The organism is Streptosporangium oxazolinicum (assembly GCF_039537505.1).
Lineage (GTDB): Bacteria > Actinomycetota > Actinomycetes > Streptosporangiales > Streptosporangiaceae > Streptosporangium > Streptosporangium oxazolinicum.
Map to the genome: position 1 here is coordinate 19,075 of NZ_BAABAQ010000024.1, position 26,892 is coordinate 45,966.

A 26,892-nucleotide genomic window follows, 5' to 3' on the forward strand; every position below is an offset into this window, starting at 1 on the left:
CCGGACCCGACCGCCTGGAACCTCACCCTCGCGTCCCCGGGGAGGCCGACCGGGCCTCGGATCACTCGCTCGGCAACGCCCACGGGTTCCCGGCGCGGAACGCGAGAGGGGTGCCCCGCGGATCGCGGGGCACCCCTGGTGGTCCGGTCAGGAAGGGTGCCGGGATGGAGGCCCGGCACCCCCGGTCACGCCTGGACGGGCGTACCGCCGTTCTCCACGATCAGCGCGTTGGCGTCGCGGATGAGCGTCGCCCTCACCGCCGCGTCGGAGACGGTCTTCGGGTCGTTGGCCGCCTCGATGAAGCGGTCGAGCTTCTTGACGATCTTCTTCTTGTCGCGCTCGCGCTCCTTGTCCTCGGAGACCATGACCTTGGAGATCTTGTCCTGGAGCTTCGCGGCGCCGGTGGGCGACAGCTGGCTGACGGCCTGGAAGCGCTCGATCAGGGCGGAGATCTCGTCGGTCGAGGTGACGGTGGTGAATTTCACCGACTGCTCGTACGTGCCGCCGGACTGGGTCGCGACGGTGACGGTGAGCGTGTGCTCGCCCAGGGCCAGCTTGTGGAGCTGCTGGACGGTCCCGGACGTGAACGGCCGGCCGTCCAGCGTGCCGGTCACGGTCTTGACGCCGGTGCCGGCGACCTCCCAGGCGATGGTCACGTCCTGGCTGTTGCCGTACTCGGTGCCGTCGGTGACCCCGGAGACGAGGATGGTGGCCCCGCTGTCCGGGAGAGCGCCGTAGACCTTCATCTCGTAGATCGAGTAGCCCCACTGGCCGGACTTCGCGGTGCCCTGCATCCGGATGTAGCGGGTGTCGGCGTTCAGGTCGATGAGGTCGGTGCCGCCGTTGCCGTTGGTCTCGGTGAACCGGTCGGTCCACGTCTCACCGTTGGGCGAGGTCTGCAGCTTGTACCCCTTGGCGTAGGAGTCCTCCCAGTCGATGGCGACCTGGTGGACGGTGTAGGTGTCACCCAGGTCCACCTGGAGCCAGTTGTCGGCCGACTCGCTCGCGCCCCAGCGGGTGGTGCCGTCACCGTCGAAGGCGGCGATCGCCGTCTGCTGGGCGTTGGACGCCGACGACGCGGTGGCCGTCTTGCCGAGGGCGATGTTCGGCGCCTCCTGGCCGTAGACCTCCATCTCGTAGAGCGAGTAACCCCACTGGCCGGACTTCTCCACGCCCTGCATCCGCACGTGGCGGCCCAGCGCGTTCACCGGGATCCTCTCGGTGCCACCGGAGGAGTTGGCCTGGGTGTGGATGTCCTTCCAGGCCTTGCCGTCGATCGACACCTGGAGCTTGTAGCGCTTGGCGTAGGAGTCCTCCCAGCGCAGGTCGACCTCGGTCAGGGCGTAGATGCCGCCCAGGTCCACCTGGAGCCAGTTGTCGGCGCTCTCACCGGCGGCCCAGCGGGAGGCCGGGTCGCCGTCGAACGCCTTCGCTGCCGACTGGTCGGCGCTGGACTGCGAGAGGGCGGTCGCGGGCTTGTTCAGGGCCAGGTTGACCCGCGAGGTGTCCTTCAGGGTGAGGTCGAGCGTGACCGTCTGGTCCTTCTTCAGGGGAAGGACACGGGCGATCTCGCCGAGCGGCGAGTTCTGGATCTGGACACCGGCGCCGGTGATCTGCTCGATGCCGGCGCGCTGGATCAGGGTGAGGTTCTGGTCGACGTCGGAGGTGAGCGTCACCTTCACCTTGTGGGTGTCCATGTCCCAGTCGAGGTCGTCGATGCTGAACCGGCTCTTGCCCAGCATGCCGGAGATGGAGCCCTTCTTCAGGCCCTTGGGCAGCGCGGGAAGCAGTTCCAGCGTGCCGGGGTCGGTCGTGGCCAGCATCTCCATCATGATCGTCGGTACGGAGTTGACGACGTCGGTGGCGAACACGCCCTTGTTGTTGTAGTGCGACGTCGACAGGCTGCTGTAGTAGTAGTCGTCCCTGGCGAACCGCATCAGCTTCGCGTTGACGGATTCGGCGTTGTTCAGGTTGGCGGCGATCAGCGCGCCGTGCAGCAGGCCGTGACCGGCGTTCTCGTAGCTGCCGCCGTCCTTCTTCTGCAGGAACACCTTGGCCGCGTCGTACTGCGCCTTGTTCTTCTCCGGCGTCACCTCGCGGTACGGCCAGACGGGCATCAGGCCGCTGGAGTGCCGGTGCTGGTAGGCGTTCTTGTCCGCCAGGTCGGGCCAGGCCCACTCGGCGAGCGCGCCGTCGTTGTTGATCAGGTACGGCGGCAGGTTGTCGAGCTTCTCCTGCCAGAGCGCGATCTTGTCCTGGTCCTTGCCGAGCGTCTTGCTCGTCTCGATCAGGGTCGAGAGCGCGAACCGGGCACCGGCGATGTCGTACACCGAGTTGACCGAGAGCGGCACGCCGCCGGCCGGCCGGTTCTCCGGCGAGATGGACCCGGCGAAGATGTACTTGCCGTTGGCGTCCTTCTCGACGAGGAAGTCCTGGTAGAAGTCACCCATGTCCCTGATCAGCGGATAGTACTGCTCCTCCAGGAACTTCCTGTCGCCGGTGATCTGGTACTGCTCCCAGAACGGGTAGAGCAGCCACGACTCGCCGCCCGTGACGTACTGGTACGGGTAGTCGAAGTTGATGTTGGAGATGAGGCCCTCGCCGTTGGGCGTGTTGCCGCCCGTCAGCATGCCCCGGGTGCCGAGCAGCTTCTGGGCGTTGGTCCGGAAGTCCTTCTGCCACGCCTTGTTGATCGACCAGTAGCCGGCCATCACCTCCGGCAGGTTGCCGATGTTGCCACCGGAGATCTGCAGGTTGAGGTTGGCGTCCAGGTGGTAGTAGCCGTCCCAGCCGACGTTGCTGTCACCGGTCCAGTTGCCGAGCAGGTCGGGCGGGGCCGTCGCGCTGCTCGAACCGATCAGGTGGTAGCGGCCGGAGTTGAACATGCGCTCGAACAGCGCCAGGTTCGGCGTGGTCGCGGTCTTCTGCTGGGCGAGCAGTTCCTCGTTGGACTTCGAGCGGTCCTCGGGGCTCGCCCCGAAGTCGACGGAGACCCGGTTGAACATCTCGCTGTGCTTGGTGACGTGGCGGTTCAGGAGCGTCGGGTAGTCGCCGGAGAGCGCCGCGAGCTTCGCCTGGAGGAGCTTCTTGTTCCAGTCCTGCTCGGCGGGCACGCCACCCTCGTAGGTGCCGTCGTAGCGCTGGGTCAGCGACAGCAGCGTCACGTAGGTCGCGCCGGTGACCTGCACGTCGGTACCGGCCATCGTCTTGACGCCGTCCGTCACGATCCGCGTGACGCCCTCGTACCCGGCGTTGTAGCTGCCGTTCGGGTACTTCACCCGCAGGTTGAGGTAGTCGACGGTGGAGGCGTTGACGGCTGTGATGCCCTTGTTGAGCAGGTTCATCCCGGGGTCGATGGACAGGCCGAGCCTGACGTCGAGCTTCTGCCCGGCCGGGGCCGGCAGGTGCTGGACGGTGACGCCGTCGGTCTGCGAGACGAAGGCGTCGCGCTTCCAGTCGCCCTTGTCGTCGGTCCAGTTCACCGAGACGACGCCCGAGGAGTAGTCGGTGGACCGGACGTAGTTGGTGACCTCGCCGGCGGCAGGCGTCTGGAGGGTCATCTTGAAGCCGGGGTGCTTGCTGCCCTCGCCGCCGCCCTGGTAGCCCTGCACGTCGGCCGCGAGCTGGTTGGCCTCCCGGTACTTGCCGGCGATCAGCAGGTCCCGGATCTTCTTGATGTTCTCCGCGCTGACGGTGTTGAACGTCCGGTGGGGACGGTTCTCCGACCGCGCCATGAAGAAGTCCCGGTCGTTGAAGACGACCGTCTCGTCACGCGGGTCGCCGAAGACGATGATGCCCTGCTTGCCGTCGCCCGCGAGCAGGCCCTCCTCCCAGTCCGCGTAGGTGCGCGGGTAGGAGGTGGACAGCGCCCTCGTCGCCGGGTTGCCGGGCGTCGTGAAGGTCTTCGTCAGGCCCTGGCTCTCGTTGCCCGCCGCGTCGAGCGCCGTCACCTTCACGCTGTAGGTCCGGCCGGCGGCCAGTCCCGTCACGGCGTAGGTGCGCGCGTCCGCCGCCAGTGTGCCCTTCAGCTGCTGGCCGAGGTAGACCTTGTAGCCGGTGACCGCCTGGTTGTCGGCCGCGGCGGGCCAGGTGACCTTCGCTCCGGTGGCCGCGATCTCGCTCACCTGGAGCTGCGCCGACGCCGGCCAGTTCGGGGCGGTGTCGGCCGGCTTCACCGCGCCGTACACCTCGAACTCCCAGAGCGACAGGCCCCACTGGGTCGCCGCCTTGGTGCCCTGCACGCGGACGTAGCGTCCCTCCGCCGCCGGGTCGAGCGCGATCTCGTCGACGTGGTCGCCGGTGGGCGCGGAGTCGTCGTGGGAGTGGGCGTCCTTCCAGGCGCTGCCGTCCTCCGACGTCTGGATCTTGTACGCCGAGGCGTAGGCGGCCTCCCACTTGAGCACGACCTTGTCGAGGACGTACGACTTGCCGAGGTCGACCTGGATCCAGTGGTTGTCGCCGCCGTTGGAGCCCCAGCGGGTGGCGGTGTTGCCGTCGAACGCGCGGAAGGCGGAGCGGTCGTTCTGCGGCTGGCTGTTGGTCTCGCCGCTGCCGTCGTTGGACTGCGACGACGCCGTGTACGCCGACGGCGCCAGGTTCAGCGCGAGGTTGACCGGGACCTCCGGCACGACGGGGGTGCCGTAGATCTCGAACTCGTACAGGGAGTATCCGTACTGCGTCTGCGGCAGGACGCCCTGCATGCGGACGTAGCGGGCCTTCTTCCTGATCTGTACGGTCTCGACGCCGCCGGCGCCGGTCGTGGTGGAGAAGGCGTCCTCCCACCGCTCGCCGTCGCCCGAGATCTGGATCTTGTACGCCTTCGCGTAGGCCGCCTCCCAGGACAGGACGGCCCTGGACACGTCGTACTCGTCGCCGAGGTCGACGTGGATCCAGGCGTTGGGGTCGTTGCTGTGGTCGCTCGACCAGCGCGAGGAGCCGTTGCCGTCGATCGCGTTCTTGGCGAGCAGGTTGGCGTCCTCGTAGGAGGCGACGGCCTTGGCGTCGGGGCCCCGCGACAGGTTGACCGGGACGTCGGTCGGCGGCGCCGGTGGCTCCGGCACGGTCTGGCCCGCCGGGGGCCACAGCGTGAAGGAGTTGGCGCCGTCCTTCGCGGCGGCGAACGGTCCGGCCATCATGTTCCCGGCGTTGACCGGCTCACCGAAGAAGTCGGTGGTCACGTCGGCGGCGATGCTCTCGTTCGCGAGCGGGATGATCCCGACCCTCGCCTTGGTGGCGGGCGTCAGGCCGCTGATGCCGGAGGCGTCGAGGTCGAAGCCGAGCTTCATCTCCCGGTTGGTCGCGGTGACCTGGACGTCGGACAGGACGCCGGTGGAGTTGCCCTCCTTGACGTGCGTCTTGCCGGTCGCGTCGTTCGGCAGCGTCGAGCCCTGGACCAGGTTGTTGTACCAGAAGAACTTCTGGACCGGGTTGGGCGCGCTCGTCTCGTTCATCGTGCCGGGCGCGAAGTAGTAGTTGTCCCGGCCGCCGCCGTCCACCGCGATGCGACCGTTGTCGATGAACATGTTGTTGGCGTACACGACGCCGGTGGCGTCCAGCATCCGGATGTCGCTGTTGCCGATGAAGACGTTGTTGTCCACGAGGATCGGGCCGTGGACGGCCTCGGCGTAGTAGCCCCACGGGCTGTTCAGCACGATGTTGCCGGTGACGCGGACGTTCTGGTTGCCCCAGTCCGTCCAGATGCCAGCGGAGTTGCCGCCCTTGGAGTTCTTGAGGTAGTTGCCCTTGATGAGCCCCTCGTTCATGTAGTGAACCTTGATCGGGGCCGTCTCCGCGCCGCTGAACTCGCCACGGTAGTTCGTGTCCTCGATGAGGTTGTACAGAAGCTCGGAGTTCCAGGAGAAGACACCGGCGATGCCGGACTGGCCGGCCTTCGCGATGTAGTTGTTGCGGACGATGTGCGAGCCGTACTTGGCGGTGTCGCGGAAGTGCGTCCGGGTCTGGCCGGGCCGGTTACCGGCCCATTCGTCACAGCCGAGGCCGATGTCGATCGCGATCGTGCGCGCGTTGACGACGGTGTTCTGCTCGATGATCCACTTCAGGCCGCCGTTGACGCTGATGGCGCCCGCCTGCCGCCGGGAGGGACTGCTCGGGAAGTCGGAGTAGGTGCCGGCCGCGTGCTTGACGGTGAAGCCGCGCACGGTGATGTAGCCCAGGCCCCACGCGTCGGGCGCGAACACCTGGCGGCGCACGTTGATCTCCGCCAGCTTGGCGTTCGGGTCGGCGCCGTCGAAGTTGGCGTAGATGATGGTGTTGCCACCGGACACCTGGGTGAACCAGGTGCCCGCCGCCGACTGCACGGCGGCCAGCGACGCCTTCTCGTAGTAGGCCTGCTCGTTCAGGTAGACGTCACCGGCGGTGTAGCCGGGGAAGAAGCCGCCCTCGCCGCCCTGCGGCTGCCCGGTGGCGTACGGGTTGTAGTCGCCGAAGAAGGTGGCCGGCAGCGTGACCTTCCAGACGTCGCCGCTGTGCTGGGCCCAGGTGTCGATCTCCTCCGAGCCCTTGACGACCACCTCGCCGTCGCCGGCGTTGGTGTAGGTGATGCGGGAGTCCTCGTCGGTGCCGCCGCGCGCGGGCTTGACCGTCTCGCGGTACAGCCCGGCGTGGACGACCACCGTGTCACCGGGCTGCGCCTCCTGCGCCGCGTGGTTGATCGTCAGGTACGGTTCGGCCGCCGTACCGGCATTCGTGTCCTTGCCGTCCTTGGCCACGTGGATCTGGCGGCCGGCCTGGGTCGTCACCTGCGCCGCCGCGATCGACGGCACCGCCGCCGCTGTGACCACGGCGGCGCTCAGTATCGCGCCGAGCGCGACTCTCAGGGTCCTTCGGAGTTTCATGAGGTTCCTTTGTTGCGAATCGACTTCCCTATGGGGCCGGTGACCTCGCCGAAGGACCGGACCGACAGATCGAACAGGGCACTGGGGAGAGCGGCGGCGCGGTCCGGGGAGATCGCGCCGCCGTCTCGACGGGTGATTCGGAATACGTGTCTCTCGCCCGGCAGGAGGGTGACGAGGGCGTCGTCCACGACGAGCGAGGGCGGCTCCAGGCCGAGCGGCTCAGCGAGCCGGTCGGCGAACACGCACACGTCGCGCAGCAGGGTCACCGCGGTGACCGCGACGTGCAGTGCGCCGTCGACGACGGTGACGTCGACGGTGTGCTCCGGTCGCGGGGCCGCCAGTTCCCGCTCCGGGCGATAGGTCCAGGTGGTCCGCACCCCGTCGGCGTCGACGACGAGCATCTCGGCCCGAGGGTCGGCGGGCAGGCAGATCGCGGGGTCGACGGCGAGCCGGACGAGGCCGCCGGCCGGGCAGACGGCCCGCGCCCGCGTTCGCGCGTGCTCGTGGCCGTCCAGCCCGACCCGTCGTACGAGGACGTCGGGGCGCCAGTCGGCGTCCGTGTCGTTCACGAGTACGAGCACGAGGCCCTCGTCGCCGGTGGGGTCGTGGGTCGGTCCGGGGCTGACCGGCTGGATCGTGGCCAGCCGGGGGGCGAACGCGTGGCGCAGGGCGTGCCAGAGGGGCTTCTCGATGCCCGCGCTGTCGACGGCCGACCAGCTGATCACCGGCCAGCAGTCGTTGAGCTGCCAGACGACGACCCCGCCGCAGCGCTCGCGCGAGCGCAGCCACTCGGCGCCGGCCGAGACGGCGCGGGCCTGGACCACCTGGGTCGCGAAGTGCCAGTCGGCGTCGTCGCGGGGGGTGGGCACGTGCGGCTGGAGGCCGCGGGTGAGCTTGTGCACCCCGTCGATCGCGCGCAGGTGGTGGCGGGTCTGCGGGGAGTCGGGTCCGGGCGTCTCGCCCACGACGACGCGTCCGAGCGTGGTCCACGCGGGGGGAGCGCACCAGCCCATCTCCGCGACGAACGCCGGGTCGTGGTAGCGGTAGTGGGCGTAGTCGCGCTCGTTCCAGGCGTCCCACAGGTGGCTCAGGCCGTGCGTGTCGGCGAGCGGATCCCGCTCGACGGTGCCCGACCAGGGCGAGTTGGGCACGTAGGGCCGTGTCGGGTCCAGGCGGGCCAGGACGCCGGGCAGCACGTCGAGGTAGTAGCGCGCTCCCCACCCGCGCACCCCGATCTGGTCGGCCCATCCCCAGTGGTGCCAGCCGAGGACCGTCTCGTTGCCGCCGCACCACAGCACCAGGCTCGGGTGGGCCGACATCCGCGCGACGGCCTGTTCCGCCTCGGCGGTCACCAGCTCGACCATCTCGTCGTCCTCGCTGTACGCGGCACACGCGAAGAGGAAATCGTGCCATACCAGGACACCGCGCTCATCACAGGCGTCAAGAAACTCTTCCGTCGCGAAGTGACCTCCGCCCCAGACGCGCAGGAGGTTCGCGTTCCCCGCGACGGCCTGGTCGATCCGGTGCGCCACCCGTTCGGGCGTGGCACGGCTGGCGAGGGTGTCGTCGGGGATCCAGTTGTAGCCGCGCACCCGCACGGTCCGGCCGTTGACGACAAGCGCCCAGCGCGTCCCGAGCGGGTCGGGGGTCTCCTCGACCGCGACGCTGCGCAGGCCCACCCGGACGGCGGTGGAGTCGAGCGTCACACCGTCGTGCTCAAGCTCCACGTGGAGGCGGTACAGCGGCTGCGCGCCGAGGCCGACCGGCCACCACAGGTCGGGGTCGTCGACGCGCAGGACGATCACCGCCTCGTCCCCGGCGACCGTACCGGCGACCGACCCGGCCCGCCGACCGGCCGGATCGGTCAGCTCGACGCGCACCTCGGAACCCTCGGGCGCGTCCACGCGCACGTGCGCCGTCACGTGGGCGACGGCGTGGCCGGGGTCGAGGTCGACGAGCGGCCGGACGTGGTCGATCCTGCCGGTGTAGGTCTCCAGCCGGATGTCACGCCAGATACCGGCGGTGACGTAGTGCGGTCCCCAGTCCCAGCCGAAGTTGGCCGCGGCCTTGCGCACGTGCGCGTAGGGCTCGTCGTACGGGCTCGGCAGGGGGCCGTGCGCGCGCTCGTGCTCGCGGGCGGCCTCCCACGCCGAGGCGAAGCGCACCTCGACGACGTTGTCGCCCGGCAGGAGGACGTCGTCCACCCGCCACCGGTACGCCAGGTGCTGGTCACGCGCGACCCCGACCCGCCGGCCGTTGACGTGGACGTCGGCGATCGTGTCGAGGCCGTCGGCCACGAGGTCGGTGCGGGCCCCGGGCGTCGGCGACCACTGGAAGCGGCGCCGGTAGACCCAGTGGGAGTGGCCGACCCACCGCTGGGCCAGCTCGCCCCACCCGACGTCGGGATCGGTGATGAGACCGGCCGCGAGGAGCGCCGTGTGCACCTCGCCGGGCACCCGCGCCGGGATGGCCGCCGTGCGGACGGCCTCCGGGACATCGCCGAGGACACCGCCGAGGGCAGTGCCGGGGACAGTGCCGGGGACGCCGTCCGGGCCCGCCGACCAGGTCAGCTCCCACTCACCACCGAGGTCGAGCCGGGTGGCGGCGGAGGTCGTTACCTGCGTGGTGATCTGCGTCATCCCTTGACTGCCCCTGCGGTGAGTGCTTCTTGCATACGACGGTTCATGATCGAATAGACGACGTACACCGGCAGGACGGTGAGTACGGTGCCGGCGGCGAGAACGCCGAGGTTGGTCGCGTCGGAGACGAGCGTCGGCAGCGCGACCTGGACCGTCCGCACGTCCGGGCCGGTGCCGGTGATGGTGAGGGAGAACAGGTACTCGTTCCAGAACGTGAGGAGCTGGAGGATCGTCACGCTGACGACGCCGGGCATCGCGATGGGCACGAAGACCTGGGTCAGCAGCCGCCAGTGCCCGGCGCCGTCGAGGGCGGCCGACTCCACCAGTGCCTGCGGCACCGTGCGCATGAACTGCGTGAGGAGGAGCACCGACAGCGGGAGCGCGCTCGCGGGCAGGAACAGCATCTGGAACTCGCGGGTGCCGTAGAGCCCCATCTCGATCGCGAGGACCACCGTGGGGATGAGCGCGGCGAACGGCGGGATGAGGAACCCGGCGGAGAACGTGCCCGTGATCACCCGGGCGAGCCGGTTGTCCGTCCGGGCCAGCGCGTACGCCGCGGGCACCGCCAGACCCAGCGTCAGCGCGACGGCCACGAGCGAGACGAGGACGGAGTTGAACAGGGCGCGCCCCAGGTCGGCGGTCTGCCAGGCGGTGCCGAAGTTCTCCCACAACCAGTTCGCCGGCAGCGAGAACGGCCGGGTGAAGATCTCGATGTTGGACTTCAGGGCGCTGACCACGAGGTAGTACAGCGGGGCCCCGAGGATCAGCGCGTACGACCAGGACAGGACGGTCGCCAGCGGGGTGCGGGTGCGGCGGCGTGGCTCGTTCATCGGGAGTCCTCCTCCGAACCGCGCAGCAACGCGCGGATGAGAAACATCCCGGCGACGCCGAGGATGAGCAGCGCGACGCCGACGACCTGGCTGTAGCCGAGGTCCCGCTGGGAGAACGCCTTGGCGTAGACCAGGTACGACAACGTGGTCGACGAGGTGCCGGGGCCGCCCTTGGTGAGCAGGAGGATGAGGGCGGCCGAGGTGAACAGCGTCCAGAGGAACTGCAACATCGCCAGCGTGCGGACGTAGTCCTTGACCATCGGGAAGGCGATCCGCCACATGATGCGCAGCCGTCCGGCGCCGTCGATCTGGGCCGCCTCGATCACCTCGGCAGGCAGGCTCGCCAGGCGGGCGGAGAACAGCACCGCGGTCCAGCCGATGCCCCGCCAGAGGTCGATCGCGATGAGGCTCGGCAGCGCGGTGCTCGGGTCGGCGAGCCAGGCGGTGGCCCAGGAGTCGAGGCCGAGGCCGCGCAGCAGGCCGTTCACCCCGCCGTTCGGGGAGAGCACCCCGTAGAAGATCATCCCGGTCATGGAGATCGAGATGAGGCCCGGCGAGAAGTAGAGCACCGACAGGATCCGGTAGCCGCGCGGCCTGGTGTTGAGGTGGTAGCCGAGCATGAAGGCGAGCGGGATCATCACCGGGATCGCGACGGCGACCTGGATCACGCTGTTGCGCACCGCGGCGTGGAACGTCGGGTCGGCGAGGACGCGTCCGATGTTCTCCAGGCCGACGTACGTGGGCTCGTACAGCAGCCCCTTCCACCGCAGCGTGGCGATGACGAACATGGCGGCGAGCGGACCGACCGAGAAGACGGCGAACCACACGAGAGACGGGGTGGTCAGCCAGAGGACCCGGGGCGACCGCGCGCGAGGGCCGGTCAATGACATCGTGCGTTTCCTTAGGGCAGGGTGGGGCCGCCCGGCACGGCGGCCCCACTCGGCGATCGGACCTCAGCCCTTGGTGGCGGTGTCGAGGCTCGCGCAGATCTCCTGCGGGGTCGCCTCGCCGTAGGCCCCGGTCAGGACCTGGGTGATCGGGTCGGACGCGGAGCCGATCCAGACGTCGGGCAGGACCGCGTAGTCGACCTCGGCGTCGAGGCCGAGCGAGGACTTCAGCAGCGGGTCGGTCGCGAACGAGGCGAAGTCGCCGGTGACCGGGGGCAGGATGCTGGCGTCCTTGACGAAGTCACCGACGATCGGCTGGTCGTAGAACTTCGTCACGAGCCGGCGGACCTTGTCGATCCTGTCGGGCTCGGCGCCCTGCTTCGTGATCATGAATCCGACGCCGGTGAAGCCCTGGTAGGCCGTGGGCTTCGGGTAGGCCGAGCCGTCCGGGACGGGGAGGCCGCCGAGGGCCGTGCGCGTCTCGATGCCGGTACCCGCGGCCTTCGACTCCGTGTACGCCCACGAGCCCGCGGACATGATCGCGGCCTTGCCGGAGTAGTAGGAGGCGTACATGTCGTCGGCGCTGAGGCCGGCGACGTTGTCGACGAACACCTTGGCGTCGCGCAGGTCGGTGAAGAGCTTGATGCCGTTCATGACCGACGGCGTCGCGCAGTAGCCGCCCTCCTTCATGACCTTCTGCATCGTCGCGGCGTCGGTGAACGACTGCGAGATCTGGTAGAAGAGCTTCTGCCCGCTCCAGTCGTTGCCGCCGACGGCGACGGGCCCGACGCCCGAGGCGCGCAGCTTCTTGGCGGCGGCGATGAGCTCCTCGGTGGTCTTCGGGACCTCCGCGACGCCGGCCTTGGTCAGCAGCTCGGTGTTGTACCAGAGCGGCCAGCTGAACCCGGAGAACGGCAGGCCCTGGATCTGGCCGCCGGCCACGCCGCCGACCCGCCACTCGTCGAGGGCCTGCGGCTTCATCTTGTCGGCGAGGCCCCAGTCCTTGACGTACTGGTCGACGGGGACCGTGACGCCCGCGTCCAGCCAGCCCACCGTCTTGTCGAACAGGTTCACGATCACCAGGTCGGGGGACTTGCCCGCCGCCACGGCGGTCTCCACCTGGTCGTCGATGGCCTCCAGGCCCTCGGTGAGGTTGATCTTGATGCCCGTCTCCGCGGTGAACGCGTCGAAGACGCGCTTCTGGGCCGCGGCGGCCGAGTTGCCCGCCGTCCAGCGGGTGACGACGTCGATGGAACCGCCGTCGTTCGCCGCGGGCGCCGAGGGTTCGTCGGAGCCGCAGGCGGCGAGGGAGAGAAGTAGGGCTCCGGCGGCGAACGCGGCCACCCCGCGTATGGCCCGAGGCGTGGTGCGGTGCATGGGGCTTCCTTTGCTCATGTTCCGGGGGGTGGTCGGGAAGCGTGTGTCCCGGGAGTTACTCATGGGTTGCGTGGAGATTGCGGAGGCTGCTCGCACCACAGCGTGCAGGACGGGAAGTCCTAAAGTCAATAAGAAAGATTAGTAATCTATTAAATGCTCGAACCGCGGACGACGAGCGTCGCCGGCGCGGCCGTGATCACACGCGGCGTCACCCCCGCCAGAACCTCGGCCACGGCGTCGCCGACCAGCTCACCGAGTGCCTGCACGTCATGGCTGACGGCGCTGAGCGGCGGCTCCGCGAGCTGGCACAGAGCCGAATCGTCCCACGCCACCAGGGACAGGTCGGAGGGGACCCCCAGGCCGAGACGGCGCGCCTCGTGCAGCGCGCCGAGCGCCATGACGTCGTTGTCGAAGACCAGCGCCGTCGGCCGGTCGTCGATCCCCGCGAGCGCGGTGACGGCACGCACCCCGGCCGCCTCGGAGTAGTCGCCGTCGAACGTCGTCGTCCGCACCCCGTGCTCCGACGCGACCGCGTGGAACGTGCGGCGGCGGATGATCGTGTGCGCCATCTCCGCCGGACCGGCGACATGGCCGAGATGCGTGTGCCCGCCCGCGACCAGCGCGGCGACGACGTCGCGCATCGCCACCTCGTCCTGCGTCCACACCGCCGGCAACCCCCCGGCGGTGACCGGGTCGCCGATGACCACGGCCGGCATGCCCAGCTCGCCGACGAGCGCGACCCGCTCGTCGCCCGGCAGCAGGTCGATCAGGATCACCCCCTGCACCTGCCCCTGGTCCGCCCACGCGCGCATCCGGTCGCTCGCCTGCTGGACGGTGGCGACCACCTGCAGCAGCACGGGCACACCCAGCGGGACGAGGACCCGCTCCATGCCCGCGATGAACTCGTGGAAGAACGGCTCGGCACCGAGCACCTCGGCGTCGCGTACGAGGGCGAGACCCACCGGCGTACCCGTCCGCGGACGTGTCTCCGTGCCCGTCGATGCCGCGACCATCGGTGCCCCTCCCTCGTGCGCTGCCTGCGTGAACTAACCTCGTGCCCTGTAACGTAGTGCTGCCGTACGTACGGCCGGGGCGAGAGGCGGTTGAGTGTGGCCCGACGAGAGTCCGCGGCCGCAGGGCCCGGGAGCCGTGCGCTCGTCGTCGACCTCATCCGGTCCTCCGGGCCGATCAGCCGGGTGGAGCTCGTCGAGGCGACCAGGCTGACCCAGCCGACGATCTCCAACATCGTCCGGCGCCTGATCGACGACGGCGTCGTGCGCGAGACCGGTGCCACGGTCGCGACCGGGGGCAAGCCACGGACCCTGCTCGTGATCAACTCCCGCTCAGCATACGGCGTCGGGATCCGCGTCGGGGCCGACACCATCACGTGCGTCGTGACGGACACGCGTGGCGGCACGATCGGGCGCGAGCTCGTCTCCGTGACCCCCGCCGAGGGGCCGGAGGACATCGTGGCCCAACTGGCCGCACTTTACAACGACGTCACGCTGGGGCTGGGCCTGGCGCCGCAGAGCGTCGCGGGGCTGGCCGTCGTCGGCCCGGGTCCGGTCGACGTGGCACGGGGCAGGTTCCTCGCGCTCCCGGGGCTGGAGCGGTGGGCCGACCTCGACCTCGGCCAGGCCCTCACCCTCAGGCTGGGCGTCCCGGTGCTCGTCGACAGCGACGCCGCCGCAGCCGCCGTCGGCGAGTTCTGGGGGCGGCAGGTCTCGCGGGAGCGGACCTTCGGATGCCTCTACATGAACTCGGGAATCGGCTCGGGGGTCGTCCTCGACGGCGCGCTCCACCGCGGCGCGAGCTCCAACGCGGGCGAGATCGGGCACGTCTCGGTGCTCCGCGACGGTGAGCGGTGCCGCTGCGGCGGCCGGGGCTGCCTCGAGCTGTACGCCGCGCCCTCCGCGCTCGTCGAGCGTGCCCGAGCCACCCCGGACCTCGCGGACCGGCTGGGGATCCGCCCCGACGACCCGGACGCGCGGGCCTTCGACCTCCTCGCCCGCGCGGCGATCTACGGCGACGGGCAGGCCCGCGCGCTCGTCGACGAGTCGGCTCTGCTCCTCGCCGACGGCGCCCTCACGCTCGCCAACCTCTGGGACCTCGACACCCTCGTGCTCGCGGGGCCGGGCTTCGCCATCGCCGGCTCGCTCTACGTCAGCGAGATCCGCCGCCGCCTCGCGGAGCGGGCCTTCTCCCGGGGGGTGCACACGGTGGAGGTCGACCTGTCGAGCAACCCCCGCGACGCCGCGGCCATCGGCGGGGCGGCCCTCGTGCTGCAGGGATCCGTCGCGCCCGGCCACGGGCCGCAGGTCGCCGCGCCACAGGCGTAGCGCGGCCGGGACCCCGTCGCGGGCCGCACACCCCGGCGGACCTGGTCCATCGGACGCCGGGCGCCACAGGTGTAACGCGGCCGGAATCCCGTCGCGGGTCCGTCCGTGACGCGGGCCACGCCGCCGCCGGTCGGTGTCACGGGACGGCGTGGCCGCGAGGGGCGTGGTGGCGCCCCGCTCAGCGCACCTTCTCGAAGAAGGCGCGCACGTCGTCGGCCAACAGGTCCGGCGCCTCCATCGAGAGGAAATGGCCGCCCCTGCCGAGCTCGGTCCAGTGCACGACGTTGTGGTCACGCTCGGCCCAGCGGCGGATGGTGACGTCATGGGCGGAGACCAGCACCCCGGTCGGCACCGTGCCGCGCCGGGCCGCCGCCCAGCCGCCCGCGCCTTCGCCCTCGTCCTCGACACCCTCGTCCACGGAGCCGGTGGTCCAGTCGGCGCCGGTCTCGCCCCAGCTCGCCGCGGAGATCTCCTCGTAGTAGATCTGCGCCGCCGGTCCTGCTGTGCCGGTCAGCCAGTACAGCGAGACGTCGGTCAGGATGCGGTCGCGGTCGACACTGTCCTCGGGCAGTCCCTCCCCGGGGTCGGTGAGCTCCTTGAACTTCTCCACGATCCAGGCGAGCTGGCCGACAGGTGAGTCGTGCAGTCCGTACGTCACCGTCTGCGGCCGCTTGGCGTTGCACTGCAGGTAGCCGTCGTTGAAACTCTGCATCGCCTGCCAGCGCCGCCGCTCGACCTCGGACAGCCCGTCCATCTCGCCCTCCTCCCCCACCGGGAAGGTGATCATCGCGTTGACATGGACGCCGACGACGTGGCCGGGGGCCTGCGTGCCCATGTGCGGGGCGACCCACGAGCCGGTGTCGTAGCCCTGCACGCCGTAGCGCTCGTACCCGAGACGGGACATCAGCCGTACGAGCACGCCGGCCATCTTCGCCGCGTTCATGCCCGGTCCGGCCAGCGGGGTGGAGAACCCGAACCCCGGCAGCGAAGGGATCACCAGGTGGAAGGCCGTGGCGGGGTCGCCGCCGTGCGCGCGGGGGTCCGACAGCGGGCCGATGACGTCGAGGAAGTCCACGACCCCGCCCGGCCAGCCGTGTAGCAGCACCAGCGGCAGGGCGTCCGGTTCGGGGGAGCGCACGTGCAGGAAGTGCACGTTCTGCCCGTCGACGGTGGTGACGTACTGCGGGTGCTCGTTGAGCGCCGCCTCGTGCGCCCGCCAGTCGTAGCGGGTGCGCCAGTACTCGGCGAGTTCCCTCAGGTAGTCCAGCGGCACCCCTCGGCTCCAGCCGACGCCCGGCAGTTCGTCCGGCCAGCGGGTGTTCGCCAGCCGGGCTCGCAGGTCGTCCAGCTCCGCCTGCGGGATGTCAATACGGAAGGGGCGAATGTCCTCGTTCGGGTTCGTCATGCCCCTGACGGTAGAGACCTCTTAGGATGGATTCGGTCCTAAGAATCCGGCAATCTTGAGAACGTGCCTCCTGAGAACGTGCCGAACGCCTCCATGCGGCTGCTGAGACTGCTGTCGCTCCTGCAGACCCGTCACGACTGGTCGGGAGCCGAGCTCGCCGACCGGCTGGGCGTCACCACGCGCACGGTCCGCAGGGACGTGGGGCGGCTGCGCGAGTTCGGCTATCCCGTGCACGCCGTCCAGGGCACCGCCGGCTACCGGCTGGGGGCCGGTGCCTCGCTACCGCCGCTGCTGCTCGACGACGACGAGGCGGTCGCCGTGGTGGTCGGGCTGCGCACGGCCGCGGGCGGCTCGGTCGCGGGCCTTGAGGAGACCTCGCTGCGGGCGCTGACGAAACTTGAGCAGGTGCTGCCGTCCCGGCTGCGCCACCGGGTCAACACCCTGCACACGGCCACCGTCCGGGTCGGCGGAACCGGCCCCACGGTGAGCCCGGACACGCTGATGGTGATCGCCGAGGCGTGCCGCCGTCACGAGCGGCTGCGCTTCGACTACACCAGCCCCCGCGGTGGCGGTACGGTCCGGACCGTCGAGCCGCACAGCCTGGTCAGCTTCGGCCGGCACTGGTATCTCGTGGCCTGGGACACCGGCCGCGACGACTGGCGCACCTTCCGGGTGGACCGGCTCACCCCCCGCGTCCCCACCGGCCCGCGCTTCGCCCCTCGGCGACCTCCCGGCGGTGACGTCGCCGCCTACCTGTCGCACCGGCTGTCGTCGCGGACCTGGCCGTGCCGGGCGACCGTCACCCTGCACGCGTCCGCCGAGGCCGTGGCCGACCGGGTCTGGCCGGGCATGGGCGTCGTCGAGGCCGTCGACGACCACAGCTGCCTGCTGCACGTCGGCGCCGAGACCCCGTCCGCCCTCGTCTGGATGATCACGTCGGTGGACGTCGGCTTCACCCTCGCCGACGGCCCGCCCGAGCTCTTCGACGCCCTGCGCCTCCAGGCCGCCCGCTGCCTGCACGCCGTACGGGCGACCTGACCGGGCGGACCGCCGTCTACCGTGACCTCACCTCGGGAGATCCCGCTCGATCGGGCGGGGCCGGGCGGAACGTGGTGCCGCCGGGCCCGGCGGGCGGTCACCGGTGGGGGTGGCCGATCGCCGGATCCACCGGCCGTGGGTCGACGTCGGGAAACGAGCCGTCGCCGAACAGGATCCGCGCCGCCAGGGCACGGCCGGCACGGCCGCGCAGCGCGGTCACCACCGCCTCTGCCGCGGCGGGGGACCGGATCCCGGCGAACGCGCGGCGCAGCAGCAGCCGACCCCGGAACCGGGCCCGCAACGCGCCCCCGTCGTACCGGCTCAACACGCGTTGGTCGCCGGTACGCAGGTACCCGGCGGTGACCGCCGCGGCCAGTTCCGACATGCGGAGGCACGGGTCCAGCCCACCGGCCGTCAGCGGCGACACCGCGCCCGCCGCGTCCCCGACGAGCAGCCCGGCGGGGCACGCCAGCCGTCGCAGCACACCGCCGACCGGGATCGGACCGCCTCGGCGCTCGACCGGCCCGGCAGGCGTCGTACCGCCGGGCGCGTCCGCGGCGAAGGCGTCCAGCAGGTGGCGGATGCCGGTGCGCGTCGCGTCCGGATATCCCGCGACGCCGACATGCGCGTTCCGGCCGTCGTCGATGACCCATCCCAGGTACCCCGGAGCGATCCGGGGGTCCAGCACGCAGTGGAACGCCGGAGTGGTCGTGCCCGACGCGACAGGGTGGACGATCTCGGCACCGACGAGGAAGCGCCGGTTGACATCAAGGCCGAGATCGCGGGCCACCCGGGAGCGGGCGCCGTCCGCGCCGACGATGAACCGGGCCGTCACCGGTTCCGCGTCCGCGAACCGCACGAGACCCATCGACGCGTCGACGTACCGTACGCCCAGGAGGACCCGCGCCCCGGCCGATTCCGCCGCGCGGCGCGCGTGCTCGTAGACGGCCGCCATGTCGGCCACGCGGTACTCGTCCCGGTCGCTGGTGAGCCGGATCGGCGCCCGCCGCGACGGCGGATACAGCAGCACATCCCGGACAGCCGGCCCGAGCAGGTGATCCGGCACGTCGAAGTCATCGAGGGTGCGGCGCACGAAGATCCCTGTCGTGCGGATGCCCGCCGACAGCGACCTGCGACGGTCGACCACCATCACGTTCAGTCCCCGCCACGCGAGCAGGCGGGCCGTATGCAGTCCGGCCAGACCCGCGCCCACGACCAGTACGTCCACTGTCTGCATACTTTGCAACGGTAGGTGCGATGCCCCATCCGTACGATGATCTGCACGCTACCTGCCGCATACCTCCACACCGCCGCCACACCGCCACGCTCGGGACCGTGGATCGCCGACATCTCACGCGGAGGGTTCGGGTCACCGTGCCGATCGTGAAGCGGGCGCCGTCCGGCCGAACAGCTCGCACGCGACAGCCGGGCGGCCCGAGGGGATCGCCCCCTCGGGCCACCCGGCCGACGGCCTCAGCCCCCGATCGCGGGGACGTCCTCGGGAGCGCTCTTCACCGCCGCCTCCGGCCTCGGAGCCGCGAGAAGCTCCGCCAGGTGGTCCGCGATCGCGGAGATGGTGGGCTGCTGCCACAGCAGGGTCGCGGGGAGACGACGGCCGAAGCGCTTCTCCAGGCGCCGCCGGACCATGACGGTCATCACCGAGTCCAGCCCCTGCTCGACGAGGGGACGCCGGGTCGCCAGGTCCTCGGGGGCCAGCCTCATCACGGTCGCGATCTCCGCGCGGATCTCGGGCAGAACACGCTCGCGCAGGTCCTCGGGCGCCAGGCCGGAGAACGACTCCGCGGGCCCCTGGAGATCCTCCTCGGCCGGGGCGGGCGCGTCGATCACCGGATAGCGGAGTCCCGTGAGGTGTCCCACCACCTGGCCGTCCACGTCGGCCAGGAGCGCCCGGACGGTGTCGTCGGCGGCCGGGTCCACGGCCGCGTCGATGATCACCGTCGAGGGTGGCGTGCCGGTCAGCACCACCTCGTCGATGTGCACGACCATGCGCAGCACCGGGTCGCCGGGGAACACGCAGGGCGCCACGGACATCGCCGCGTCCAGCGCCGGTGCCCAGTCGCCCGGTTCCTCGGTGCGGACCGTGGCCCGCAGCACGCCGTCCCCGCTCAGCAGGGTCTCGATCGTCCAGTCGAAGCCCGTCGAGGGCACGCCGACGGCGGCCAGCCGCCCGTGCACGAACCCGGGATCGATCGGGGCCAGAGCGTCGCCGTCCGGCAGCACGTCGGGTTTCACCTGGCCCGGAGCGGCCACGTTCGCGGTGACGTGCACCAGCCAGGCGGGTTCGGGCTCGTCGGGTCCGGCCGGTGTGCGGGCCGCGAGCCGTACCGCCGGAGGCTCGTGCACGACCTGGACCTGCCTGCGTTCCGCGGTCATCAGCGGATGCGTCATCTCCACGTCGGTGAGCGTGACGTCCTCGTCCTCCGCCGCGTGCAGGAACGTGTTGACCAGCACGGCGGCGGGCACGATCTCGACCCCGTTGAGGGTGTGACTGCCCGGGTATGGGCGGTTGGCGTCCTCCACGCTGGTCCGCCACACCCGGGTCCGGCTGCCCGCGAGACCGCTCCCGGCTCCGAGCAGGGTGTGGGAGTGCACGTCGTGCCCCCGGTTGTCACCCTCGGCGTACGACTCGCGCCAGTGACGGCGGTGCTGCCAGGCGTACGGCGGAAGGTCGGCCAGGCCGCCGGACGGCTGCAACCGGCTCCAGTCCACCTCGACGCCGTGGCAGTGCGCCGTGCCCAGCGCGACGAGGAAGGTGAGCGGCTCCGGCTGGTTGCGGCGCAGCGACGTGCCGACGAACACGTCCTCGAACCCGTGCTCCGAGAGCGTCTCGGTCACCGAGTGCGCGACCACGGGGTGCGGGGAGATCTCCAGGAACACCCGGTGGCCGTCCTGCGCCGCGGCCGTCGTCGCCGAGGTCAGCCGCACGGGGTCCCGGAGGTTCGCCGCCCAGTACGCGCCGTCCAGGACGGGCGTCGACCGGGGGTCGGCCAGCGCGGTCGTGTACATGGGGATGCGCGGCGCCCCGAACGAGAGGTCGGCGACGGCGGCGGCCAGTTCGACGGCGAGAGGGTCCATGTGCGGGCTGTGGAAGGCGACGTCCGACGCCACCCGCCGCACCACGATGCCCTCGACCGGCCACTCGTTCACCACCGCCTCGACCGCGGCGACGTCGCCGGACAGCACGGTGGAGCCGGGTGCCGACGAGATCGCGGCCACCAGGTCGGTACGGCCGGCCAGCCTCTCCTCCGCCTCCTCGAAGGACAGGTCGACCATCACCATGGCCCCCCTGCCCTCGGCCTGGCGCAGCAGGCGGGAGCGGCGGCAGATCAGGCGGGCGCCGTCGGCGACGCTCATCGCACCGGCCGTCACCGCCGCCGCGAGCTCGCCGACGGAGTGACCGATGACGGCCTTCGGGGTGACCCCGTACGCGTTCCAGAGCCTGGCGAGGCCCAGCTGCATCACGAAGATCATGGTTTGCACGCGGTCGATGGTGTCGAGGTCGCCGTCGGCCAGGACCTGCCGGGGAGAGAAGCCGATCTCCTCGGCGAAGATCGGCTCCACCTCGTCGACCAGGGACGCGAACTCCGGCACGGCGAGCAGCTCCCGCCCCATCCCGCGCCACTGGCAGCCCTGCCCGGAGAAGACCCAGACCGGCCCGGGGCCGGGCTCGGGCAGCACGTCACCGGTGAGGACGGCCTCGCCCGGCACGTCCTCGGCGAGCCTGCGCAGACCGGCCGCCAGCTCGCCTGAGTCCGCGCCGACCACGACGGCGCGACGGGCCAGGTGGGTGCGCCGGAGCGCCAGCGTGTGCCCCGCCGACGCCAGGTCGCCGCCCTTGCCGAGGTGGTCGGCGAGCTTGCCCGCGTACTGCCGCAGGGCCCGCTCCGACGCGGCCGACAGCGGGAACAGCCGCTCCCCCGCCGCCTCGTCCCGGGGCGTCTCCGGAACCTCCTGTGCCGGAGGAGCCTGCTCCAGCACGATGTGCGCGACCGTGCCGCCGTACCCGAAGCTGGAGACGCCCGCCCGGCGGGGGTGGTCGCGCTCCGGCCAGGCCGATCGCTCGGTCACCACGCGAAGGCCCGAGGTCTCCCACGGGATGGCCGGGTTCAGGCTGGTCAGCACGCTCGGGGGGATCTCGCCGCGGTGGAGGGCGAGCACCGCCTTGATGACGCCGGTGATACCCGCGGCGCCTTCGAGGTGACCGATGTTGGACTTGACCGAGCCGACGAGGCACGGGTCGCCGGAGGGCCGCCCCGCGCCGTACACGGCGGAGAGCGCCCCCGCCTCCAGCGGGTCGCCGAGCCGGGTCCCGGTGCCGTGCGCCTCGATGTAGTCGACGGTGGACGGCGCGACGCCCGCCTGACGGCAGGCCCGGGTCATCACGTGCTCCTGGGCCTGTCCGCACGGCGCCATGATGCCGTTGGTGTGCCCGTCCTGGTTCACGGCGCTGCCGATGACGAGCGCGAGGATCCGGTCGCCGTCGCGCTCCGCGTCCGACAGCCGCTTGAGCACGACCACGCCGCAGCCCTCGCCGCGTCCGTAGCCGTCGGCCGACGCGTCGAACGACTTGGACCGCCCGTCGGGGGCGAGGGCCCCGGCCGTGCCGAGCGTGAGGGTCTGGCCCGGGGTGACCAGCAGGTTGACGCCACCGGCGAGGGCGACGTCGTTCTCGCCGAGCCGCAGGCTCTGCGCGGCCAGGTGCAGCGCGACCAGCGACGCCGAGCAGGCGGTGTCGATCGCCATGCTGGGTCCGCGCAGGTCCAGGGAGTAGGAGATGCGGTTGGCGACGGCGCAGGTGGCGGCGCCGATCCCGGTCCACGCCTCGATCTGGGGCAGGTCCTCCAGGAGGCGGCCTCCGTAGTCGGCGGTGCAGACCCCCATGAACACCCCGGCGTCGGTGCCGGCCAGCTCGTGCGGCGGCAGACCGGCGTTCTCCAGGGCCTCCCACGCGATCTCCATCAGGATCCGCTGCTGCGGGTCCATCAGCTCGGCCTCGCGGGGCGACAGGCCGAAGAACTCCGCGTCGAAGCCCTCGATGTCGCTCAGGAAGCTGCCGTGACGTACGGCGTCGCGCAGCGCGGCGGCGTACTCGGGGCTCCGGTTCTCATACCGGCGCCAGCGTTCGGCGGGCAGCGGCCCGGTCGTGTTCCGGCCCTCGGACAGCAGGTCCCAGAACTCGTCCGGTGAGCCGGCGTCGCCGGGAAGGCGGCATCCGATCCCGACCACCGCCACTGGCTCCACCCGGCCTCCGCGCGGACTGTCGACCATCTGCGTTCGTTTCCCTTCGGTTCAGACCCATTGAGGATTGTCGATGATCTTGATCACGGCGCTGGAGACGGTCACTCCCGGTCCGGTGCCGAGCATCAGCATGTGGTCGCCGGGGCCCAGTCGCCCGGTCGTGAGCAGGTGGTCGAGGGAAAGGACCTGGTCGCCGGCCCCGCAGTGGCCGATGGTGCGGCCGTAGTCCCAGGTCGAGCGGGACATGGGCAGGTCGAGCATGGCCATGCACCGCTGTTCGACGATCTCTTCGGAGTAGTTCATGAACGCCACCCGGGTGAGATCACCGGCCTCGATCCCGCTCTCGGCCAGCGTGCGCTCGACGACCTCCATCAACGCCCGCTGGATCTTGAACAGCGCGGCGGTGGCCTCGCCCCTGGACATGACCTGCTGCCGGAACTGCTCGTTCCTGGCCGCGAAGCTCATCCGGCGCCCAACCGTGACGCCCGGGGGGAACAGGGGTTCGCTGCCCCGGTGCAGTTCCTCGGCCTCGGTCACCGTCGTCGTGCAGACCGACATCAGGCGCGCGAAGCCCGTCCCCTTGGTGAGCACGAGCGCGCCGGCGGCGTCCCCGCCGATGTAGCCGGGGCCCATCCGCCACCGGTCCATCAACGGGGTGCCGTAGTTGTCGGCGGCGACCAGCAGGGCGGCCTGCCGTCCGGGAGCGGCGTCCAGGTGGCCTGCCGCGAGTTCCAGGGCGATGAACATCCCGTTGCAGCCCTGCCGGATCTCGGTGGCCAGGACGTCCCCGCCGACGAGATGACGCTGCAGGTAGGAGTGCGGGGGCCAGCCGTCCGGTCCCTGGTGCCACGTCGAGGCGTACAGGAGAAGATCGAGGTCGCCGGGCGCCCGCCCGCTGCGCTTGAGCGCGCTGCGCGCCGCGTGCAGGGCCATCTCCGGGGCCGGTACGTCACCGGCCACCACCGCCCCGGCCAGGTTGTGCAGCTCGGCCTCCTCGGCCGGGTACCAGCCCTTGGCGACGGCCTTCTCGACGCTGACGACGGTCCGGGGGAGGAAGGTTCCCACCCCGCCGATGTACGTGTCCGTCAACCGCATGACTCTGTCCTCGCCCGGCTAGACGGATTCGAGTTCTTCGACCATCGCCACGATGGTCACGACGTCCCGGAAGTTCTCGGGGTCGAGTTTCGCGGCGGGGATCGGGACGCCGACGTCCTTGCGGAGGAAGTTCAGCAGCCGCGCCGTCCGCAGGGAGTCCAGGAGGCCCGACACCAGGAGCGGGGTGGTCTCGTCGACCTTGATGTCGTCGCCGTCCTGGACGAGGTTCTCCTGGATGAAGTCGACCAGCCTTCGGGCGAGCCCGGTCGTGTGTGTGAGCTCGGTCATGCGCGTGCCCCTTGCGTGACGGGAGAGGTGGAGAGGATCTTGAACACCGCGGCGGCGACGGACGTCCCGGAGCCGAACCCGACCATGAGCAGGTGGTCTCCGGCCACGAGCCCGCCGGTCGCGATCAGGTGCTCGAAGGCGATGAACTGGTCCACCGCGCCGCAGTGGCCCACCCGCCTCCCGTAGTCCCAGGTCGTCTGGTCCTCGTCGATGCCCAGCCAGGACATCTGCCCGTCCAGGTCCTCCCGGCGGCCGTGCGGCAACGCCACCCGCGTGATGTCGGCGAGTCCGATCCCGGCCTCGTCCAGGGTCTGTTCGACCTGCTGCATCATCGTCTTCTGGATCGTCAGGTGGATCCCGGTTCCCTGTGCTTCGAGCAGCCTCTGGCGGAATTCCTCATGCCGGTCTCCGAAACTCAGCCCCCTGCCGACGGTGGCGTCCGGGGGGAAGAGGGGGTAGGCGCCGTCGTTGACCGCGTCGGCCTCCGGGATCACCGTCGCGTTCACCGACAGGAGCTCGGCCATGCCGTACCCCTTGCCGAGGACGAGCGCGGCCGCGGCGTCGCCGATCAGCGCCCCGGGGGTCATCCGCCAGCGGTCCACCAGCGGGGTGCCGTGGTTGTCCGAGGAGACGACCATGGCCGTCTCCCGGTTCGCGTCGGCCTGCAGATAGCTCGCCGCCAGATCGAGCGAGCTGATCATCCCTACGCAGCCGCTCCGGATCTCGAACGCCGGCACGTTCCCGCCGAGGAGGTGCATCTGCAGGTAGTGCTGGGGCTGCCAGCCGTTCGGGCCCTGGTGCCAGACCGACGGGTAGAGCAGAAGGTCGAGGTCGCGCGGGGAGGACTCGCCCCAGCGGTCGTACGCGTCCAGGACCGCGAGCCGCGCCATCTCGGGCGCGGGCATGTCGCCTGCCACCGCCGCGCCGATCTGCTGGAATTTCTCGGCCTCCTCGGCGGGGTACCAGCCCTCGCGAACCGCCTGCTCGACGCTCACACTGTCAGGCACACAGACGCCGAGACTCCTGACGAACATATTGGATGTACGCACACGCTTCCTAACTCATCAACTCATCGAGGGTCCCGGACAACGGCCTTCGGGAAGCGGAAGGCGGCTTATCCGATTTATTTCGGGCGCCTTTATAGCAAACAACACCGGCCGGTCAATAAAAACGACGAAAAATAGGCCGGAGAGCCGTCGGGGCAAGACTAGGGGCGGATCATCGGATAAAGCAATATGAACGCGGACGGCTTGACCTGCGACATTCCGTGATCGAAATTCAACGGAACGTGCTGAGCTCTGGAAATGCGCCTTTCCGCTTCACGCCGCGATTTCTCCGAATGTGATGGCCCGGGATCGGGAATGACGGGAGAGATGGGAGAGACGGGAGAACGGTGCCGGGCCGTCGCCGTTCGGCTCGGGCCCGGCACGTCGTCTCAGGCGGACACTCTCGGGCAGACGATGTTGTTGAGCTTGAACTGGGCCGGAATGGCGTTCGTCCCGGTGGCGGTCGCCGCGAAGCCGAAGTTCCGGCTGGAGCCGGGGGCGATGTGGGAGTTGCTGCCGGCGTCGCGGGCGGTCACCTGGGTGCCGACCTGGGTCACCGTGGCGTTCCAGGCGGTCGTGATGTTCTGGTTGCCCGACCAGGCCCACGTCAGGGTCCAGCCGTCGATGGGGGTCGTGCCGGTGTTCCTGACGGTCACGCTGCCGTTGAAGGCGCCGTTCCAGACGCCGGTGGTGTAGACGACCTCGCAGGAGGTGCCCATCTTGAGCCCGCCGCGCAGGAAGGTCGCGAAGTTGGCCCAGGTGGGGTTCAGCGTGCCGGTGCCGACGGTCTCGGCGCAGTCGGTGGTGGTGCGGACGGTCTGCGCGCCGTAGTGGGCGGGGTCCATGATCTGGGGCATCATGTGGTCCGCGCCGGGCACCGAGACGAACGTGGCGTCACCGCACTGGGCCTTGATCCTGTTGTAGAGCAGGACGCTCTGCCCGTGCGGCACCAGGAAGTCGGCCTGGCCGTGCAGGAACATCAGCGGCGGGTCGTTGGCGTCGGCGTAGGTCATCGGATTGGCCTGGGCCACCGTGGCCGGACAGGTCTGGATCGGGCAGCCGACCAGGAGGGATTCCGGGGAGGCGGGAGAGTTGTGGTCGAGCCCGCCGGTCGGCAGGTTCTGCGCGTTCATCTGCAGGAAGTCGGTGGGGCCGTAGAAGGCGATTCCCACCTGCACGGCGCTGGAGACGCCGGTCGTGCCGACGGTGCCCTCCATCGCCGCCACGCCGCCGGACAGGGTGGCCATCTCCGTCAGCCAGCCGCCCGAGGAGTCTCCCATGATCGCGAAGCGATTGGGGTCGAGCTGGTACGTGGCGGCGTTCGCCCGCAGCCAGCGGATGGCCGCCTTGATGTCGTGCACCTGGGCGGGAAAGATCGCCTGGGCGCTGGACCGGACGCTGACGCCGGCCACGGCGAAGCCCAGCGGGTTGAAGATGCTCGCGATCGCGTCCGCGCCGGTCTTGCCGTCGTCGCTCGTCCACGCCGAGCCGGTGTGCCAGATCAGCAGCGGCCGGGGCGTGATGCCGGTGGACGGCAGGTGGAGGTCCAGCAGGTGTCCCTTGCTCCCGGCCGGCTGTGCGGGCGCGTAAGCGATATTGGTGATCACCTGCGTGGCGTGGGCCGGCGGTGCGAAGGTCGTTGAGACGCCGACGGCGGCCAGCATGGTCAGCGCCATGCCGACAATCATGGCCGTACGGGTTCGAGCTTGCATGGTGCTACTCCGGTCGGTCGGATGATCACCGCTTCCCCGGTGACCGTCCGTGTCTCCTCCTGTGCCGGGGCAGCCGCGATCAACACGCCGACCGTAGCGCCGGCGAGAACAACGTCCTGTTCG

15 protein-coding genes are annotated in these 26,892 nt (G+C 70.7%); 2 read left to right on the forward strand and 13 right to left on the reverse strand.

Going from position 1 to position 26,892, the window contains the following annotated elements; genetic code table 11:
- Nucleotides 1–185: 185 nt before the first annotated feature.
- From ABD817_RS38765 to ABD817_RS38790, 6 genes are all read right to left on the reverse strand, one after another.
- A complete protein-coding gene (locus ABD817_RS38765) occupies nucleotides 186–6,854 on the reverse strand; it encodes a discoidin domain-containing protein (RefSeq protein WP_344923453.1) in 6,669 nt (2,222 codons plus the stop codon).
- The gene (locus tag ABD817_RS38770; protein WP_344923454.1) at nucleotides 6,851–9,493 is read right to left on the reverse strand and encodes a glycoside hydrolase family 2 protein; all 2,643 of its coding nucleotides are present in this window, start codon (nucleotides 9,491–9,493) and stop codon (nucleotides 6,851–6,853) included. The genes ABD817_RS38765 and ABD817_RS38770 overlap by 4 nt, the downstream gene beginning before the upstream one ends.
- A complete protein-coding gene (locus ABD817_RS38775; RefSeq protein ID WP_344923455.1) occupies nucleotides 9,490–10,323 on the reverse strand; it encodes a carbohydrate ABC transporter permease in 834 nt (277 codons plus the stop codon). The genes ABD817_RS38770 and ABD817_RS38775 overlap by 4 nt, the downstream gene beginning before the upstream one ends.
- Nucleotides 10,320–11,213, reverse strand: coding sequence for a carbohydrate ABC transporter permease (locus ABD817_RS38780; RefSeq protein WP_344923456.1), 894 nt, complete (start codon nucleotides 11,211–11,213; stop codon nucleotides 10,320–10,322). Before ABD817_RS38780 ends, ABD817_RS38775 begins: the two co-directional genes overlap by 4 nt.
- Before the next feature lie 63 nt (nucleotides 11,214–11,276).
- Nucleotides 11,277–12,587: an ABC transporter substrate-binding protein gene (locus tag ABD817_RS38785; RefSeq protein WP_344923457.1), complete on the reverse strand. Its 1,311-nt coding sequence runs from the start codon at nucleotides 12,585–12,587 to the stop codon at nucleotides 11,277–11,279.
- Between the two features lie 149 nt (nucleotides 12,588–12,736).
- Nucleotides 12,737–13,600 (reverse strand): LacI family DNA-binding transcriptional regulator, encoded by an 864-nt coding sequence (locus ABD817_RS38790; RefSeq protein WP_344923458.1) that lies wholly within the window; start codon nucleotides 13,598–13,600, stop codon nucleotides 12,737–12,739.
- A gap of 96 nt (nucleotides 13,601–13,696) precedes the next feature.
- Here ABD817_RS38790 and ABD817_RS38795 point away from each other — a divergent pair, with 96 nt between their 5' ends.
- Nucleotides 13,697–14,926, forward strand: coding sequence for an ROK family transcriptional regulator (locus tag ABD817_RS38795; RefSeq protein WP_344923459.1), 1,230 nt, complete (start codon nucleotides 13,697–13,699; stop codon nucleotides 14,924–14,926).
- 178 nt (nucleotides 14,927–15,104) lie between these two features.
- On the opposite strand, the gene ABD817_RS38800 is transcribed toward ABD817_RS38795, so the two are convergent.
- Nucleotides 15,105–16,331, reverse strand: coding sequence for an epoxide hydrolase family protein (locus ABD817_RS38800; RefSeq protein WP_344923460.1), 1,227 nt, complete (start codon nucleotides 16,329–16,331; stop codon nucleotides 15,105–15,107).
- Nucleotides 16,332–16,424: 93 nt separating this feature from the next.
- Here ABD817_RS38800 and ABD817_RS38805 point away from each other — a divergent pair, with 93 nt between their 5' ends.
- Nucleotides 16,425–17,369 carry a helix-turn-helix transcriptional regulator gene (locus ABD817_RS38805; protein WP_425583463.1) on the forward strand — a complete coding sequence of 315 codons (945 nt, stop codon included), beginning with the start codon at nucleotides 16,425–16,427 and terminating at the stop codon, nucleotides 17,367–17,369.
- A gap of 97 nt (nucleotides 17,370–17,466) precedes the next feature.
- Here ABD817_RS38805 and ABD817_RS38810 read toward each other — a convergent pair whose 3' ends face one another.
- The 6 genes from ABD817_RS38810 to ABD817_RS38835 form a co-directional block, all read right to left on the reverse strand.
- Nucleotides 17,467–18,606: an NAD(P)/FAD-dependent oxidoreductase gene (locus ABD817_RS38810; RefSeq protein ID WP_344923461.1), complete on the reverse strand. Its 1,140-nt coding sequence runs from the start codon at nucleotides 18,604–18,606 to the stop codon at nucleotides 17,467–17,469.
- 236 nt (nucleotides 18,607–18,842) lie between these two features.
- Nucleotides 18,843–22,631 (reverse strand): type I polyketide synthase, encoded by a 3,789-nt coding sequence (locus ABD817_RS38815; RefSeq protein ID WP_344923462.1) that lies wholly within the window; start codon nucleotides 22,629–22,631, stop codon nucleotides 18,843–18,845.
- A gap of 48 nt (nucleotides 22,632–22,679) precedes the next feature.
- The gene (locus ABD817_RS38820) at nucleotides 22,680–23,723 is read right to left on the reverse strand and encodes a ketoacyl-ACP synthase III family protein (protein ID WP_344923463.1); all 1,044 of its coding nucleotides are present in this window, start codon (nucleotides 23,721–23,723) and stop codon (nucleotides 22,680–22,682) included.
- A gap of 18 nt (nucleotides 23,724–23,741) precedes the next feature.
- Nucleotides 23,742–24,011, reverse strand: coding sequence for an acyl carrier protein (locus ABD817_RS38825; protein WP_344923464.1), 270 nt, complete (start codon nucleotides 24,009–24,011; stop codon nucleotides 23,742–23,744).
- Complete coding sequence (locus ABD817_RS38830) at nucleotides 24,008–25,018, reverse strand: ketoacyl-ACP synthase III family protein (protein ID WP_344923465.1); 1,011 nt, start codon at nucleotides 25,016–25,018, stop codon at nucleotides 24,008–24,010. Before ABD817_RS38830 ends, ABD817_RS38825 begins: the two co-directional genes overlap by 4 nt.
- 428 nt (nucleotides 25,019–25,446) lie before the next feature.
- On the reverse strand, nucleotides 25,447–26,769 hold the full coding sequence (locus ABD817_RS38835) for a cellulose binding domain-containing protein (RefSeq protein ID WP_344923466.1): 1,323 nt from the start codon (nucleotides 26,767–26,769) through the stop codon (nucleotides 25,447–25,449).
- Nucleotides 26,770–26,892: the final 123 nt, after the last annotated feature.

Excerpts from the sequence above, each read along its gene's own strand:
- ABD817_RS38765 (WP_344923453.1), bottom strand. The coding sequence starts at position 6,854 with ATGAAACTCCGAAGGACCCTGAGAGTCGCGCTCGGCGCGATACTGAGC.
- ABD817_RS38790 (WP_344923458.1), bottom strand. The coding sequence starts at position 13,600 with ATGGTCGCGGCATCGACGGGCACGGAGACACGTCCGCGGACGGGTACG.
- ABD817_RS38805 (WP_425583463.1), top strand. The coding sequence starts at position 16,425 with ATGCGGCTGCTGAGACTGCTGTCGCTCCTGCAGACCCGTCACGACTGG.
- ABD817_RS38770 (WP_344923454.1), bottom strand. The coding sequence starts at position 9,493 with ATGACGCAGATCACCACGCAGGTAACGACCTCCGCCGCCACCCGGCTC.
- ABD817_RS38835 (WP_344923466.1), bottom strand. The coding sequence starts at position 26,769 with ATGCAAGCTCGAACCCGTACGGCCATGATTGTCGGCATGGCGCTGACC.
- ABD817_RS38820 (WP_344923463.1), bottom strand. The coding sequence starts at position 23,723 with ATGCGGTTGACGGACACGTACATCGGCGGGGTGGGAACCTTCCTCCCC.
- ABD817_RS38785 (WP_344923457.1), bottom strand. The coding sequence starts at position 12,587 with ATGCACCGCACCACGCCTCGGGCCATACGCGGGGTGGCCGCGTTCGCC.
- ABD817_RS38810 (WP_344923461.1), bottom strand. The coding sequence starts at position 18,606 with ATGCAGACAGTGGACGTACTGGTCGTGGGCGCGGGTCTGGCCGGACTG.
- ABD817_RS38825 (WP_344923464.1), bottom strand. The coding sequence starts at position 24,011 with ATGACCGAGCTCACACACACGACCGGGCTCGCCCGAAGGCTGGTCGAC.
- ABD817_RS38800 (WP_344923460.1), bottom strand. The coding sequence starts at position 16,331 with ATGACGAACCCGAACGAGGACATTCGCCCCTTCCGTATTGACATCCCG.
- ABD817_RS38780 (WP_344923456.1), bottom strand. The coding sequence starts at position 11,213 with ATGTCATTGACCGGCCCTCGCGCGCGGTCGCCCCGGGTCCTCTGGCTG.
- ABD817_RS38775 (WP_344923455.1), bottom strand. The coding sequence starts at position 10,323 with ATGAACGAGCCACGCCGCCGCACCCGCACCCCGCTGGCGACCGTCCTG.